This window comes from Methylobacillus flagellatus KT (genome assembly GCF_000013705.1).
GTDB classification, from domain to species: domain Bacteria; phylum Pseudomonadota; class Gammaproteobacteria; order Burkholderiales; family Methylophilaceae; genus Methylobacillus; species Methylobacillus flagellatus.
Genome location: NC_007947.1, coordinates 526079 through 542530, shown reverse-complemented (window position 1 = coordinate 542530; position 16452 = coordinate 526079). Strand labels below are relative to the sequence as shown.

At 55.1% G+C, this 16452-nt stretch carries 15 protein-coding genes; 9 read left to right on the top strand and 6 right to left on the bottom strand.

Going from position 1 to position 16452, the window contains the following annotated elements; genetic code table 11:
- Positions 1-70 precede the first annotated feature (70 nt).
- Complete coding sequence (locus MFLA_RS02655) at positions 71-733, bottom strand: HAD family hydrolase (protein ID WP_011478887.1); 663 nt, start codon at positions 731-733, stop codon at positions 71-73.
- A 97-nt stretch (positions 734-830) separates the two neighbouring features.
- On the opposite strand from MFLA_RS02655, the gene MFLA_RS02650 reads away from it, so the two are divergent.
- The gene (locus tag MFLA_RS02650) at positions 831-1496 is read left to right on the top strand and encodes an energy-coupling factor ABC transporter permease (RefSeq protein ID WP_048811518.1); all 666 of its coding nucleotides are present in this window, start codon (positions 831-833) and stop codon (positions 1494-1496) included.
- Positions 1497-1645: 149 nt separating this feature from the next.
- Here MFLA_RS02650 and rnk read toward each other — a convergent pair whose 3' ends face one another.
- Together rnk and MFLA_RS02640 are read right to left on the bottom strand one after the other, a co-directional pair.
- Positions 1646-2062, bottom strand: coding sequence for a nucleoside diphosphate kinase regulator (gene rnk / locus MFLA_RS02645; protein WP_011478885.1), 417 nt, complete (start codon positions 2060-2062; stop codon positions 1646-1648).
- 71 nt (positions 2063-2133) lie between these two features.
- Positions 2134-3666, bottom strand: a complete 1533-nt coding sequence (locus MFLA_RS02640) for a 2-isopropylmalate synthase (protein ID WP_195742056.1) — start codon at positions 3664-3666, stop codon at positions 2134-2136.
- Between the two features lie 309 nt (positions 3667-3975).
- Here MFLA_RS02640 and MFLA_RS02635 point away from each other — a divergent pair, with 309 nt between their 5' ends.
- The gene (locus MFLA_RS02635; protein ID WP_011478883.1) at positions 3976-5340 is read left to right on the top strand and encodes a C13 family peptidase; all 1365 of its coding nucleotides are present in this window, start codon (positions 3976-3978) and stop codon (positions 5338-5340) included.
- 13 nt (positions 5341-5353) lie between these two features.
- Here the strand turns inward: MFLA_RS02635 and pssA are convergent, their stop codons facing one another.
- Positions 5354-6148 (bottom strand): CDP-diacylglycerol--serine O-phosphatidyltransferase, encoded by a 795-nt coding sequence (pssA, locus tag MFLA_RS02630; protein ID WP_011478882.1) that lies wholly within the window; start codon positions 6146-6148, stop codon positions 5354-5356.
- A gap of 161 nt (positions 6149-6309) precedes the next feature.
- On the opposite strand from pssA, the gene tgt reads away from it, so the two are divergent.
- The 7 genes from tgt (at position 6310) to clpA (ending at position 14736) form a co-directional block, all read left to right on the top strand.
- Complete coding sequence (tgt, locus tag MFLA_RS02625) at positions 6310-7422, top strand: tRNA guanosine(34) transglycosylase Tgt (protein ID WP_011478881.1); 1113 nt, start codon at positions 6310-6312, stop codon at positions 7420-7422.
- 88 nt (positions 7423-7510) lie between these two features.
- Positions 7511-7831, top strand: a complete 321-nt coding sequence (gene yajC, locus MFLA_RS02620) for a preprotein translocase subunit YajC (RefSeq protein ID WP_011478880.1) — start codon at positions 7511-7513, stop codon at positions 7829-7831.
- A 66-nt stretch (positions 7832-7897) separates the two neighbouring features.
- Complete coding sequence (gene secD, locus MFLA_RS02615; RefSeq protein WP_011478879.1) at positions 7898-9727, top strand: protein translocase subunit SecD; 1830 nt, start codon at positions 7898-7900, stop codon at positions 9725-9727.
- A gap of 35 nt (positions 9728-9762) precedes the next feature.
- Positions 9763-10698: a protein translocase subunit SecF gene (gene secF / locus MFLA_RS02610; protein WP_011478878.1), complete on the top strand. Its 936-nt coding sequence runs from the start codon at positions 9763-9765 to the stop codon at positions 10696-10698.
- 46 nt (positions 10699-10744) lie between these two features.
- Positions 10745-12007: an HlyC/CorC family transporter gene (locus MFLA_RS02605; protein ID WP_011478877.1), complete on the top strand. Its 1263-nt coding sequence runs from the start codon at positions 10745-10747 to the stop codon at positions 12005-12007.
- Positions 12008-12112: 105 nt separating this feature from the next.
- Complete coding sequence (gene clpS, locus MFLA_RS02600; RefSeq protein WP_048811516.1) at positions 12113-12424, top strand: ATP-dependent Clp protease adapter ClpS; 312 nt, start codon at positions 12113-12115, stop codon at positions 12422-12424.
- 20 nt (positions 12425-12444) lie between these two features.
- Positions 12445-14736, top strand: a complete 2292-nt coding sequence (gene clpA / locus MFLA_RS02595) for an ATP-dependent Clp protease ATP-binding subunit ClpA (RefSeq protein WP_011478875.1) — start codon at positions 12445-12447, stop codon at positions 14734-14736.
- A gap of 83 nt (positions 14737-14819) precedes the next feature.
- Here the strand turns inward: clpA and MFLA_RS02590 are convergent, their stop codons facing one another.
- Positions 14820-15437 carry a glutathione S-transferase gene (locus tag MFLA_RS02590; protein ID WP_011478874.1) on the bottom strand — a complete coding sequence of 206 codons (618 nt, stop codon included), beginning with the start codon at positions 15435-15437 and terminating at the stop codon, positions 14820-14822.
- Between the two features lies 1 nt (position 15438).
- On the bottom strand, positions 15439-16452 hold the full coding sequence (locus MFLA_RS02585) for a quinone-dependent dihydroorotate dehydrogenase (RefSeq protein WP_011478873.1): 1014 nt from the start codon (positions 16450-16452) through the stop codon (positions 15439-15441).

Sequence of the window (16452 nt, the reverse complement as noted above, 5' to 3'; positions counted from 1 at the left end):
TTGCCCGCGGTGGGGTCCATCGACGGACAATCTTCGCTATATGTTGTCCGCGACAGATACCAGCCGAACATCACCGCAGGCTGATGATAGGCCAGCCAGCTTCTTCAGCGTACGCCTCGAGTGTAGGGTCTGGATCCACTGCAACGGGCTTGTCTACCAGCTTCAGCAATGGCAGGTCATTATGTGAGTCGCTGTAGAACCAGGTAGTTTCAAAATCGCTCAATGACTGGTCACGCCCTGCAAGCCACTCATGGAGCCGTGTAATCTTGCCTTCCTGAAAACTGGGTGTTCCCGTGACCTTGCCGGTGAACTTGCCATCCACCTCCTCTGGCGTGGTGCCAATCAGGTGATCAATGCCGAACTCGCGCGCGATCGGGGTTGTCACAAAACTGTTTGTCGCTGTGATGACCACAAGCAAGTCGCCATTCTGCCTGTGCCTTTCCACCAGTGCGCGGGCCTTGTCCGTGATCATTGGCCGGATTTTCTGCGCCATGTACTCGCGATGCAAAGCTTCCAGCTCATGGCGAGGATGTTCACTTAAAGGCTTCAGCTGAAAGTCCAGAAAGGCATAGATATCCAGTCGGCCAGCCTTGTAATCCTCATAAAAAGCGATGTTCTTGGCCAAGTGCTCCTGCTCGTTGAGCAAGCCCTTGCTGATGAGGAACTGTCCCCACTGGAAATCGCTGTCACCAGCCAAGAGGGTATTATCGAGGTCAAACAATGCGAGCTGCAAAATGTTTCTCCATCCACGGCAAAAATTGCTAGAGTTTAGCCTATGAACCTGAAGTATGCGACTTCATCCCTCACATGCAGGAAGGCCAGCCAAGGCAATGAATCTGCCTGACTATCTCGTCCCAGTTGCCTGGCAGTGGATTGCCAACGCCCTAGCACTGACGCTGCTTGCTTATGCTGTCATCAAGGCGCCCTGGAGACATTTGAGCGACCCAGCATTGCAGCACGTTTTCCTGGGCTCAATCGTGACGCTGATGGTTATCTGGAGCATCAAGGCAGGCATACGCCCGGGCCTCAACATTCACCTCCTGGGTGCCACGGCGCTATGCCTGATGTTTCGCTGGCAACTGGCGCTGATCGCACTGGCACTGATCCTCATCGGCATTACCGCATTCGGCATGGGGGGCTGGAGCACGCTGGGCATCAACTTCCTCATTATGGCTGCCATCCCGGTGGCCTTCAGCTACAACGTGTTCCGCCTTGTCGACAGCAAATTGCCTAACCACTTGATTATTTATATTTTTGCCTGCGGCTTTCTTTGTGCAGGATTGACCATCAGTATGTGCGGCTTGAGCGCAGTGCTGGCGCTGAGCGCCATGCAGGCTTATCCGCCCGATTACTTGTTCAGCAACTATTTACCCTATTTCATCCTGATCGGCTGGTCTGAGGCCTTTGTCACCGGCATGGCCATCACGCTAATGACGGCCTTCCGCCCACACTGGCTGGCTACCTTCTGCGATCAGCGTTACCTCACCAAGCGCTGAGAGTAAGCCACTCAACCCATTGACTGTCCGGCTCCAGTTACCAATCCAGAACCAATGCAGAAGCAATTTCTGCAGGGCGACGGCTCACGGCTTTCGGCAATGAAAAGGGCGCCTTAAGGCGCCCCCGCTGAATTAGTTGCTATCAATCTTTACAGGTGAAAATCACCCGCAGCCTCGGGCTGGTAGTCAATTTTCAGTATTCTGTACTGGCGCACGCCTCCCGGCATGGCCCAGTCGATCACATCGCCGACCCGGTACCCCAGGATAGCAGTGCCCAATGGCGCCACCACTGAAATACGGTTGGCCGAGGCATCCGCATCGGAGGGAAACACCAGCGTGCATGACATCTCATGTCCATTTGCCTCGTCGCGCAGTAGGACACGCGAGTTCATTGTCACCACGTCAGCACCGACTTGCTCGGAGGGCACCTCTTCGCTGCGTGCCAGCTCATCTTCGAGGCGCGCCAGATTATCCGTTTCCGGGAAACCATTTTTGCGCAGTTGCTCAATCATGGAAAACAGCCGGTCCATATCAAAACTTGTTACTTGGATTGCACCTTGCAACATGGAAATTCCTTTACTTTAATACCTGAGGTTTTTGATCGTTGAGTAAATTAGTACATGACATGTACCGATGGCTAAACTTGCGGATGTGCCCGCTCTGCATAGGCATGCAACTTATTGAGGCCGTTCAGGTACGCCTTGGCCGAGGCAATAACGATATCCGTATCGGCCCCCTGCCCATTCACCACACGCCCCCCCTTGGACAGGCGCACCGTTACCTCGCCCTGCGCATCGGTACCGCTGGTGATATTGTTGACGGAATACAGCAACAGCTCGGCGCCACTACGTACAATCTTTTCAATCGCTTTGAACGCCGCATCGACAGGGCCGCCGCCAGTAGCATCTGCCCGGTGCTCGACGCCATTCTCCAGTACGACCACTTCCGCATGGGGAGTTTCCCCAGTCTGCGATGCTACATGCAAATATCCCAGCTTGAAGTTCTCTTCATTGACCACGTTATCGCTGACTAATGCCTGTATATCCTCGTCGAATATTTCTGATTTCTTGTCTGCCAGCTCCTTGAAGCGAGCGAATGCGGCATTAAGCGCGTCCTCACTCTCCAGAGTAATGCCAAGCTCAGTAAGACGGGTACGAAAAGCATTACGTCCAGACAGCTTTCCCAGCGTCAACTTATTGGCGCCCCAGCCTACGTCTTCCGCGCGCATGATCTCATAGGTCTCACGGTGCTTGAGCACGCCGTCCTGGTGGATACCGGACTCATGGGCAAATGCATTCGCGCCCACAATGGCTTTATTGGGCTGTACTGGATAGCCGGTGATCGTCGATACCAGCTTGGATGTCGCCACGATCTGCGTGGTGTCGATGGTGGTTTCGAGCTGGAACACGTCACGACGCGTCTTGACCGCCATCACTATCTCTTCCAAGCTGGCATTGCCTGCACGCTCACCCAACCCGTTGATCGTGCATTCCACTTGTCGCGCACCAGCCAGCACAGCAGACAAGGAGTTCGCCACCGCCATGCCAAGATCGTTATGGCAATGGGTCGACCATATCACCTTGTCCGAGTTCCTTACCCGTGCAATCAGCTGAGCCATGCGCTCACCCCATTGTCCTGGCACCGAATACCCTACGGTATCGGGCACATTGATGGTCTTGGCACCTGCCGCGATTACGGCATCGAATACCTGCACCAGAAAATCAATGTCGGAGCGCACTGCATCTTCGGCAGAAAATTCAACATCGTCAGTATATTCCAACGCCCACTGCACTGCCTGCACGGCACGATCCAGCACCTGTTCGGGCGTCATGCGCAGCTTGTTCTGCATATGGATTGGGCTCGTCGCGATGAAAGTATGAATACGTCGCTTCTTTGCCGGCTGGATGGCTTCTCCTGCGCGGCGAATATCATTCTCGTTGGCACGCGCGAGAGAACAGACGGTGGTTTCGGTGATCGCCTCGGCAATGGCACGAATGGCACCGAAATCCCCTGGGCTTGCCGCAGCAAACCCGGCCTCGATCACATTCACTCCCAGCTTTTCCAGTTGACGGGCAATGCGCAGCTTCTCTTCCTTAGTCATGGCCGCACCAGGGCTTTGTTCGCCGTCGCGCAGGGTGGTATCGAAAATAATGAGCTGATTCTGGGTCATAGCCTGAAATTCCATCAACGTTTGGATTTATGAGCGGGGCGTCTCAATAGACAAGGAAAGCTGGGAAGGAGCAATACTAGCGCGGACTGCGCAGTATCAGGCCAGCCAGGGCCAAGAAGGCCCGGGCAAGAATAAACTTGGAATTGTGGCTGATACTCTGCATAGTGAGGCTCAATATAATTCTTTTCCCCCCTCAAGGCAAGCCAAGGCATGGCAATGGAGACCAGACCGACGCAGGCCAATCCCTTGGCGCATTGACAAATTTGAGGCAGGATGTAGGGCATTGACTTCAATCGTGTACCAAGCCGCATGCCACATACCACCGTACCACTCCGCACCTTTTTCCTGCACGGACTGAAAAGCGCATTCTTCCAAAGAGTCCATGTCAATGGGTTGCAGATCACGCCCTTGCAATTGCTGGCAATACTGGTCATTACCACACTTGGCAGCATTCTGATGGGGCGGTTGGTGATCACGGGCCCGGCAGAATTCTTTCCAAAAGCGTTGCTCTGGGGCTGGCTGGTCGTACTATTGCTGCTATGGCTGTGCTGGTATCTCAGCGATCATGCGCGCCAGCGTGGCCTGAAGATCCAGGCGGCGGCATTGTTTGCCATCGGCACCATGCAGGCATTTATAGTCGACATCCTGAGTACGCTGGCCTATATCACCCTGATCCAGCCGAAAGGCCTGGACGGCTCCACCTGGCACTGGAGCTTGTACATCGTAACAACCGCCTGGTCGGCGCTGGCGTTCTGGCTTCTCCTGACACGCAGCACACAGGTGCCAACCCGGCTTATCCTGTTGACGGGGGCATTTGCACTGGGCGCCCCGCTAATTGTGCATATCTCGGAAGCCCCCATGTACTGGCTGCCTTACGAAGAAGACAGTGCCAACGTGCAAGAAGATCTACAGCTAACCCAGGAAAAACTGGAAACGCAGCTACAGCTTGCCGAGAGGCAACGCGCCGCCGTCAAGCCGGAGCGGCCTGGTGTTGTCGACCTGTATAGCATCACCTATGCGCCTTATGGCGACGACGAGGTATTCCTGCGCGAGAGCAGCATGGTCAATGCCGTCATCGAAGAGCGCTTCGATGCCGCAGGGCACATGCAGGAGCTCGTCAACCACCCGGCCACCCTGGAAAGCCTGCCATGGGCCAGCCTTGAGAACCTGGAGCGCGCTATCAATCGTGCAGCCGACCTCATGAATCCCGACGAAGATGTGCTGTTTATCTACTTAACTTCGCATGGCGCACAGGACGGCGAACTGGCAGCCTCGCTCTGGCCTCTGCAAATGGACGCGCTGACACCGCAGACGCTCAGCCTATGGCTGGACAAGGCAGGCATCAAATACCGCGTCATCGTAGTATCGGCTTGCTATTCCGGCAGTTGGATAGCGCCATTGCAAAACGACAATACGCTGATCATGACCGCAGCTGACGCTACCCACACCTCATTCGGCTGTGGCAGCGGCTCAGAGCTGACTTTTTTCGGCCGCGCCGTGTTTGATGAGGCGCTGCGTGAGACCTATTCTTTTGAAGAGGCTTTCCAGCGTGCGCTTCCCGTCATCCGTGAGCGTGAACGGCAAGCAGGCAAGGTGGATGGCCATTCCAATCCACAAATCTATGTGGGCGAGCACATCAAGCCCGTGCTGCGGGCATTACAACAGAGTCACTGAAGGCGATTGAGATTTACCCTTGCGGGCGGGCGGCCTTCTTGCGCTTACCCCATATCCATAGTACATAACCAGAAACACCATAGCCCAGGAAAACGGCAAACAACACTTCAGGCGGACTATAGGAAATCAGCACGAATGCCAGCACGATCAATAGAATCACAACAAATGGCACACTGCGACGCAAATTGATGTCCTTACCACTGTAGTAGCGCAGGTCGCTCACCATGGACAGCCCGGCAAACAATGTGATACTCCAGGCGACCCACTGCATTTTGACGGCATCAAAAAACACCTCCGTACTGCTCACATGGTTTTCATACGATACCCACACCAGCCCTGCAAGCAAAGCAGCGGCAGCAGGACTGGGCAGCCCCTGGAAATAGCGCTTATCGCTCTCGTCGAGCTTGGTGTTGAAGCGGGCCAGGCGCAAGGCCGCACCCGCACAATAGATGAATGCGGCAATCCAGCCCAGCTTGCCCAGGGGCTTCAGCGCCCAGACGTACATCACCAATGCTGGCGCGACACCAAACGACACCATGTCGGAAAGGCTGTCGTATTCCGCGCCGAACGCGCTTTGCGTATTGGTCATGCGCGCCACCCGGCCATCCAGCCCGTCCATGACCATGGCAATGAAAATGGCCACAGCAGAATGCTCGAACTTGCCATTCATGGCCTGCACAATCGCATAGAACCCGGCGAACAGTGCCGCAGTAGTGAATAGATTGGGCAACAGGTAGATGCTGCGCTCACGCAAGCCGGATTCCATGAATGAGTGATGGCGGCGCGGACGATTGGGAATTTCAGCCATTCCAGAATTTCCTCAGGTGACCACGGACAGGATATCTGCCCGAAAAATGCGAATAGTATACCAAATGCGCATTCCGCTCATGCGCCCATTATCATGCGCTTTCCTTATGATGCAATCCACAGTCCGTGATAGTATCGCGGCTTGAATTTTGGTTACGACTCATGGAATTTACCCTTATTAAGCAAGACGGTGCCGCACGGCGAGGCACTGTCAGCCTTGCACATGGTGATGTGCAAACTCCGGCCTTCATGCCGGTCGGCACTTACGGCGCAGTCAAGTCATTGTCCCCGGTCGAAGTACGCGATACCGGCGCCCACATCCTGCTCGGCAACACTTTCCACCTCTGGCTGCGCCCGGGACTGGAAGTCATTGGTGAATTCGGCGGCCTGCACCGCTTCATGGGATGGAATGGCCCCATCCTCACGGACTCCGGCGGTTTTCAGGTATGGAGCCTGGGCGACCTGCGCAAGATCACCGAGGAAGGCGTGCGCTTCCGCTCCCCCATCAATGGTGACAGCTGTTTCCTGACGCCTGAAGAGTCCATGCGCATACAAAAAGTGCTGAACTCGGACATCGTCATGATCTTCGACGAATGTACGCCCTATCCTGCCACACCTGCCGACGCACGCGACTCCATGCTCCTCAGCTTGCGCTGGGCCGCGCGCAGCAAGGCTGCGCACCAAGGCAACCCAAATGCGCTGTTCGGCATCATTCAAGGCGGCATGTACGAGGACTTGCGCGACGAATCGCTGGCAGGACTCACCGAGATCGGCTTCGATGGCTATGCGATCGGTGGACTCTCCGTAGGCGAACCCAAGGAAGACATGCTGCGCATTCTCGCCCACACCACCCCTAAAATGCCGCAGGACAAGCCACGTTACCTCATGGGGGTAGGCACGCCGGAAGATCTGGTCGCCGCTGTCTCCCACGGGGTAGACATGTTCGACTGCGTCATGCCTACCCGCAACGCACGCAATGGCTGGCTGTTCACGCGGCATGGCGACATCAAGCTCAAAAACGCGCGTCATCGCAAAGATACACGCCCGCTGGACGAACACTGCCAATGCTACACATGCCTCAACTTCAGCCGCGCCTACCTGCACCACCTGCACCGCAGCGGCGAAATCCTCGGCGCCCGCCTCAACACCATCCACAACCTGCATTACTATCAGGAGCTAATGCTCGGCATGCGCCAGGCAATTGAGCAGGGCCGGTTCGAGGCATTTGCCACCGAGTTCCGGCAAGGTCGGCAAATGCTGCAGCAATCAGCATAATCCAGCGCATTCGCCACATTATGTTAGAATTTTGGGCTAATATTTTGCGCTTCAAATATTCACCCGTTAAATAGAAGAAAGGTTTACCGTGCTAATCGCTTCCGCGTATGCTGCTGATGCAGCCCAGGCCACCCCTGACTGGATGAGTTTCCTCCCCTTGATCATTATCTTCGCGCTGTTCTGGTTCATGCTGATCCGTCCACAAATGAAGCAGGCCAAGGAGCAACGCAAACTGATTGAAGCCCTGCAAAAAGGGGATGAAGTCACCACCAGCTCCGGGATCGTTGGCCGCATCACCAAGGTAGGCGAAGGCTATGTCAGCCTGGAAATCGCCCCGGAAACCGTGATCACCGTGCAAAAACACACAGTGCAAACCTTACTCCCCAAGGGCACGATCAAATCCCTGTAACATCACTGCGACATACTTGACTGACGATCTTTAACATCCCTGAAACACTGAAATGCGAGCCGCTTCATGAACCGCTACCCTTTATGGAAGTACCTGATGGTGCTGGTTGTCGTCCTGCTAGGGCTGCTCTATGCAGCACCTAACCTGTTCGGCGAATCCCCTGCCGTACAGATCACGGCAGCCAAGTCCAATATCCAGGTGGATTCGGCGCTGCTGGAAAATACGGAAAACATCCTGAAACAGGAGAACATTCCGTTTGAAGCGCTATTCCTCGATGCCACTGGTGTCAAGGTCCGCTTCCCCAGCACCGATATCCAGTTGCAGGCCAAGGACGCGCTCCAAGCCCGGCTGGGCAAGGATTACGTCATTGCGCTCAACCTGCTTTCACGCTCTCCAGAGTGGCTGCGCAGCATAGGCGCCCGCCCGATGTACCTGGGCCTGGACCTACGGGGCGGGGTGCATTTCCTGTTGCAGGTTGATATGAAGTCAGCCCTGGACCAGGCGGCAGAGCGATATGTGGGTGATTTCCGTAGCGTATTGCGTACCGCCCGGATCAACTACCTCGGTGTTTCACGTGATGGCCAGGCCGTCAACATCCGCTTTAAGGACACGGCCGAGCTCAGCAAAGCGCAGCGCGTCCTGGAAAAAGAATACCCAGACCTGACTTTCCGCACTTCCAATCGCGGCGAAGACAGCATCCTGACTGCCGTATTGAGCGAACCAGCGAAAAAACGCATTCAGGAATTCGCCATCAAGCAAAACATCCAGACCCTGCACAACCGGATCAACGAATTGGGCGTTGCCGAGCCTGTCATCCAACAGCAGGGCATTGATCGCGTTGTCGTGCAATTACCAGGGGTGCAAGACACTGCCAAAGCCAAGGAAATCCTGGGCCGTACTGCCACGCTGGAAATCCGCATGGTGGACGAAGACAGGAGCAATGCCGTGACCCTGGAAAATGCTTCCAAGGGCCAGGTTCCTTTCGGCACCGAGTTCTACATCGACCGTAACGGCATCCCCATGCTGGTCAAGAAAAATGTCGTGCTGACCGGCGACTACATCACCGATGCCGGCCCTGGCATGGATCCCCAAGGCGGCGGCGCCGTGGTACACGTCACGCTTGACGCCCGTGGCGCACGCATCTTCAAGCAAGTCACACGTGAAAATGTCGGCAAACGCATGGCGATCCTGCTGATTGAAAAAGGCCAGGCAGAAGTGATTACCGCCCCTGTGATCCGCGAAGAAATTGGCGGTGGCCGCGTACAGATTTCCGGTATGGCCAACACGCAGGAAGCCACGGATGTGGCATTGCTATTACGTGCAGGCGCATTGGCGGCACCGATGGAAATCATCGAAGAGCGCACGGTTGGCCCCAGCATGGGTGAAGCCAATATCGAACGCGGTATGCACTCCACGCTATGGGGCTTTGTGGCGATTTCCATATTCATGATTGCCTACTACATGCTGTTCGGCACGGTATCCGTGCTGGCACTGAGCATCAACCTGATACTGCTGGTCGCCCTGCTCTCCATGTTGCAAGCCACGCTTACATTGCCAGGGATCGCAGCGGTTGCGTTAACCCTGGGGATGGCGATCGATGCCAACGTGCTGATTAACGAACGCATTCGCGAGGAAATGCGTAACGGCAACACGCCGCAAGCTTCCATTCACGCGGGTTATGAACGTGCATTTGGCACCATCCTCGATGCCAACGTCACCACCATGATCGCCGGCCTTGCACTGTTCATGTTCGGCACCGGTCCAGTCAAGGGATTTGCCGTTGTGCATGTCCTGGGCATCCTGACGTCGATGTTCTCCGCAGTGCTGGTTTCCCGCGCGGTAATCAACCTCATTTACGGCTACCGCCGCAAGATCAGCAAACTTTCCATAGGCTGATATCGATCAACAGGAAAATACGTTAGGTAAACATCATGGAATTTTTCAGAATCAAAAAAGACATACCGTTCATGAGCTATGGTCGCCTGACGACGACCATCTCGCTCGTGACCTTCCTGTTGTCGGTATTCTTCCTGGCGACCAAGGGTTTGCACCTGGGGGTGGATTTCACTGGCGGTACGATGATGGAGGTTAGCTACCCGCAGGCAGCCAACCTCGACAATATCCGCAAGGCAGTCGATGAAATCGGCCTCAAGGATGCCACTGTACAGAATTTCGGCACTAGCCAGGATGTGCTGATTCGCCTGCCGATTAAGCCTGGCCTGTCGACTGCACAGCTTTCTGACCAGGTGCTCGCCGCGCTTGCTGCCGATAATCCGGAGGTGAAGCTGCACCGCGTTGAATTCGTTGGCCCGCAGGTCGGTCAGGAACTCTACGAGAAGGGTGCGCTCGCCATGCTGTTCGTCTGTGTCGGCATCATGGCTTACCTAGCCATGCGCTTCGAATGGCGCTTTGCCGTAGCAGCCGTGATCGCCAACATGCACGATGTCATCATTATCCTCGGGTTCTTTGCCTTCTTCCAATGGGAGTTCAACCTCACGGTGCTCGCAGCCGTGCTCGCCGTCCTGGGCTACTCCGTCAACGAATCCGTGGTGGTGTTCGACCGGGTGCGCGAGAACTTCCGCAAGATGCGCAAGGCCAGCGTGCCTGAAGTGATCAACAATGCGATCACCCGCACCATGTCGCGGACCATCATCACTCACTTCTCCACCGAACTCATGGTGTTGTCGATGCTGTTCTTTGGAGGAGAGGTGCTGCACAACTTTGCCCTGGCCCTCACCATCGGCATCCTGTTCGGCATCTACTCCTCGGTACTGGTCGCCAGCCCGATTGCCATGTATCTTGGCGTATCGCGCGAAAACCTGATCGGCGGTGAAAGGAAGCCCGAGACAGAAGAAGCCTTGTCTTGACAAAGCTGGCGCTTCGCGCCGAAACTAGCGGCATCTCATTTACCGATTGATACCGTTGGACAGTTCCTTATTATGGCAGCTGGGCATTCTGGCCCTGCTGCTATTTGCTTCCGCTTTTTTCTCCATGGCCGAAACCAGCCTGTTGATGCTCAACCGGCACCGGCTCACCATCCTTGCCCAAGAAGGTCTGCGCAGCGCCGAATTTGCTACCCGGCTACTCAACGAGCGCGAACAGTTTCTTGGCGCCATCCTGCTCGGCAATACCCTAGCCAATGCCGCCGCTGCCACATTGGCCGCCTTCATCAGCATCCGCCTATTCAACTTGGGCGAATTGCTGATGCCGGTTTCCACCGTGCTCATCACTTTTGCCATCCTAGTTTTCAGCGAAATCATCCCCAAGGTCATCGCATCCCGGTATGCAGAACCTCTTGCCCTCTCGTTGAGCTATGTATTGCTGCCGCTGGTCAAGATTGGCTATCCGGTAATATGGCTGGCCAACCTGTGCGCCAATAGCCTGCTGCGCTTGCTAGGCATGAAAGTCAGCTTCACCGAGAGCAACCATACCACCAGCATAGAGGAGCTGCGGAGCATTTTCAGCGAGACCACTAGTCCGATTCCGCAAAAACACCGCGAGGTGTTGTTGAATCTGCTGGACCTCGAGCAGACTACCGTGGATGAAATCATGACTGTGCACACGCAGCTTGAAATCATCGATTTCGAGGCACCGATGGAGGAAATCCTCTCCCAGATTACTGGCAGCCAGCATTCCCGGTTGCCAGTACGCAAAGGACCAAACGAGGAGATCATCGGCATGCTGCACATCCGGGCGATCATGACAGCCCTGCGGTCTCAACCCCTCAGCCAGCAACTGTTGGGTGAACATATGGAGGCCCCCTACTTCATCCCGTCCGGCACGCCGGTCTACACCCAGATGCAGGAATTCAAGCAGTGCCAGCAGCGTATTGCCTTGGTCGTGGATGAATACGGTGAACTCAAGGGCTTGGTCACACTCGAAGATATCATCAAGGCGATCATCGGCGATTTTGCAAGTGTGTCAGCGGAGCAGCTGGCTTACCGCAAAGAAGACAAAGGTAGCTGGCTCGTGGATGCGAGCAACAGCCTGCGCGATATCAACAAAAAGCTGGGGATTGACCTGCCAGTCGACGGCCCACGCACACTGAATGGATTGATTGTCGAACACTTTGAGGATATTCCGGAACCCGGTATTGGTCTCAAGATTGGCAATTACAAACTGGAAATATTGAAAACTCAGGACCGTACCGTAAAAACGGTCAGAATTTATCCGTAATTAATACTACATGGCAGAAATCTTGCATGGATGAAAGGGGCCGGGAATAACCCTACTCATTTCAGACTTGAAAATTTCTACATTCGGCTCAAAATAGATCAACGTATGGCTAGCATCAAACACCAGGACAACCTCATCGAGAAAACCGGCAAAGCCAACATCAAGCCGCCTTCGATGTACAAAGTCATTTTGTTGAATGATGACTATACGCCTATGGAGTTCGTGGTGGATGTCATGCAGCGCTTTTTTCATAAGAATCGTGAACAAGCGACGCAAATCATGCTCCAAGTACATACCGAGGGCGCAGGCGTATGCGGTGTATATCCACACGGCATCGCTGAGACCAAGGTAAACCAAGTCATTAGTTATGCCCGTGAGCACCAGCACCCGCTGCAATGCACCATGGAAGAAGCCTGAAGAAAGCTGAGGAAGCTTAGATGATTGCGCAAGAACTTGAAGTATCCCTACATATGGCATTCATGGATGCCCGGCAGAAACGCCACGAGCTCATTACCGTGGAACACCTGCTGCTGGCCATGATCGACAACCCCACTGCGGCGGACGTATTACGCTCGTGTGGGGCCAACCTCGATAATCTGCGCAGCGAGCTCAACAACTATATCGAAGAGCATACGCCTACGGTGGAAGGAAGCGAGGAAGTCGACACACAGCCAACGCTGGGCTTCCAGCGCGTGATCCAGCGCGCCATCCTGCATGTGCAGTCTTCCGGCAAAAAGGAAGTTACCGGTGCCAATGTGTTGGTTGCCATCTATGGCGAGAAAGACTCTCATGCGGTGTTCTTTCTACACCAACAGGGCATTACGCGCCTGGACGTGGTCAACTATATTTCCCACGGTGTGGCCAAAGTCGCCGACGGCAGCAATGCCAAGCGTCCTGAAACGGAGCAGGAAGCCGAAGCCGATTCCTCTCCCTCCAGCGCGCTGGAAAACTACACCCAAAACCTGAACCAGCAAGTACTCGCGGGCAAGATAGACCCACTGATCGGTCGCGCCCAGGAGCTGGAGCGCGTAATCCAGACCTTGTGCCGCCGTCGCAAGAACAATCCATTATTGGTCGGCGAGGCCGGTGTTGGCAAAACCGCCATCGCCGAAGGGCTCGCCCGCCGTATCGTGGAAGGCAATGTGCCAGAGGTGCTCGAAAACGCCGTGATCTACTCGTTGGACATGGGCGCCCTGCTCGCAGGCACCAAATACCGCGGCGACTTCGAGCAACGGCTCAAGGCTGTCATGAAGAAACTGGCGGACCAACCTGGCGCTATCCTGTTCATTGATGAAATCCATACATTGATCGGTGCAGGCGCTGCCAGCGGCGGCACGCTGGATGCCTCCAACCTGTTGAAGCCCGCGCTTTCCAATGGCTCGCTCAAGTGCATAGGTGCGACCACCTATCAGGAGTTCCGCGGCATCTTCGAAAAGGATCATGCACTTTCCCGCCGTTTCCAGAAGGTCGATGTCGTCGAGCCCAGCGTTTCTGAAACCGTCGAGATTCTCAAGGGCCTCAAGTCTCGCTTCGAGAAACACCACAGCGTGAAATACACTGCATCAGCCCTGAACACGGCTGCTGAATTGTCTGCACGCTACATCAATGACCGTCACCTGCCTGACAAAGCAATTGACGTCATCGACGAAGCTGGCGCTGCACAACGCATCCTGCCTAAATCCAAGCAAAAGAAGGTGATCGGCAACAAGGAAATCGAGGATATCATCGCCAAGGTAGCGCGCATTCCGCCGAAGAATATCTCCAGCGATGACCGCAATGCACTGAAGACGCTGGAGCGTGACCTCAAGGCCACCGTGTTTGGTCAGGATAAAGCGATTGAGGCACTCTCTGCCGCGATCAAGATGGCGCGAAGCGGCCTGGGCAGCCCCAATAAACCTATCGGCTCCTTCCTGTTCTCCGGCCCTACCGGCGTCGGCAAGACCGAAGTGGCCAGACAGCTTGCCTATACTCTGGGCGTGGAATTGATCCGCTTCGACATGTCGGAATATATGGAACGCCATGCCGTATCGCGCCTGATCGGCGCGCCTCCTGGCTATGTCGGCTTCGAGCAGGGTGGCCTGTTGACGGAAGCCATCAACAAAACACCATACTGCGTATTGCTGCTGGATGAAATCGAGAAGGCGCATCCGGATATCTTCAATATCCTGCTGCAAGTGATGGATCACGGAACGCTGACCGACAACAATGGCCGCAAGGCTGATTTCCGCAACGTGACCATCATCATGACGACCAATGCAGGCGCTGAGGCGATCAGCAAGACCAGCATCGGCTTTACTCTAGGTAGCAACTCTGGCGACGAGATGGGCGATATTAAGCGCCTGTTCAGTCCTGAGTTCCGCAACCGTCTGGACGCGATCGTCTCTTTTGCACCGCTCTCGGAAGAAATCATCGTGCGTGTGGTTGACAAGTTCCTCATGCAGCTTGAGGACCAGTTGCATGAGAAGAAAGTGGAAGCCACGTTCAGCGATGCGCTCAAAGCTTATCTGGGCAAGAAGGGATTTGATCCATTGATGGGTGCACGCCCGATGTCGCGTCTGATCCAGGACACCATCCGCAGGGCCTTGGCAGACGAGTTGCTATTCGGGAAATTGGCGAATGGCGGCCATGTGCACGTGGATATCGATGAACACGATAATATCAAGCTCGATTTTAATGAAACGAGCAGCCCGAAAGACAAATCGACTCTTGAAGCCGATATGCCAAGCTAGCCCCTAGCCTGGCCTCAACGCTACGACGAAAACGCCGCAAGAATGCGGCGTTTTTATTGGTAAAGCCAGACACCTGCTTCTATCTAATCCGTGTAGATCGGATATTTCTGCATAATCGCGGCAAAGCGCTCGCTTTCCACCCACGCCTGCAGCCAGGCTCTCACTTGGGGATAAGGCGCAGAGAGAAACCATGGCTGGTCCACCATGGCAAACTGGCGCACGAAAGGGAATATCGCCACATCCGCCAATCCCTGATGGCTTCCCAGCAAATAAGACTGTTGCTGCAAGCGCGACTCCAGCTGCTGCAGAAATATTTCCCCTTGCGCACGATATACCTCAGGTGGCTGTTCAGGAAAGCGAATCGCGTATTTATACCGGTCCAAGGCGTGTTTGAAGGGGCCATCGTTCTCGGCAATCAAGCTTTCTGCCTGCGCAAGCAGCGCCGGGCTGCCAAGCCAGCCTTCAGGATCATGATGTTGCAGCGCCCAGCGCATGATATCCAGGCTTTCGTCGATGACGACACCATCAGGCAACACCAGTACCGGCACAGTGCCTTTAGGTGACACTTGCAACATATGCGTAGGTTTGGCCTTGAGCACGATCTCACGGATGTCCACGGCAATGTTGGCATAGTGCAATGCCATCCGTGCTCGCATGGCATAGGGGCAGCGCCGATAGGAATACAGGATAGGCTGCGCCACCTCAGCCCAATGTGCGACAAATGTCGTCAACCAGCACAGGGCCGCGGTACACCAAGCCACTGTAGACCTGTACCAGGCTGGCACCTGCCTTGATTTTCTGCTCAGCGTCCTCCCCGCTGAGTATCCCGCCCACGCCGATGATCGGTAATGCGCCGGCAAGATGATTGGAGAGAGACTGGATCACGGCTGTGGAACGATCACGCAATGGTGCGCCAGATAGGCCGCCGGCCTCTTGTGCACACGGCAAAGCCTGTACCATATCACGTGCCAGGGTAGTATTCGTGGCAATCACGCCGTCAAATTGGTGCTTCATCAGCAACGCCGCGATGTCGGCAACCTGTCCCTCATCCAGGTCAGGCGCAATTTTGAGCGCAATCGGGACATACCTGCCATGCTGGTCGGCCAGCACCTGTTGCTCTTGCTTCAAAGCATGCAGCAATTGGCCCAAGGCTTCTTTTTCCTGCAAGGCGCGCAGGTTTTTGGTATTGGGAGATGAAATATTGACCGTGACATAATGCGCGTATGGATAAACTTTGCGCAAGCAATGCAGGTAATCGTCAACCGCCCTCTCATTTGGTGTGTCAAAATTCTTGCCTATGTTGATGCCCAGTACGCCTTTGTACTTGGTCGCAGCCACATTCCTCAGCAAGACGTCCACCCCGAGATTGTTGAAGCCAAAACGATTGATCACCCCTTGCGCCTCGGGCAGACGAAACATGCGCGGCTTTGGATTTCCGGGCTGGGGGCGCGGCGTAATCGTGCCGATCTCGATGAAGCCAAACCCAAGCCCTGCCAATGCATCGATATAAGCCCCATTCTTGTCCAACCCTGCAGCAAGGCCGACCGGATTAGGGAAATTGATTCCCATCACTTGGCGTTGCTTGCACTTCGGTGGCCGCGGGTAAAGATTGAGCAGGCCGGAACGCTCGAGCCGCTTCAGGTTTTTGAGAGTGAAGTCATGAGCGCGTTCCGCATCCAGGCGGAACAACCAAGGTTTGACAATGGAATAGAGCAT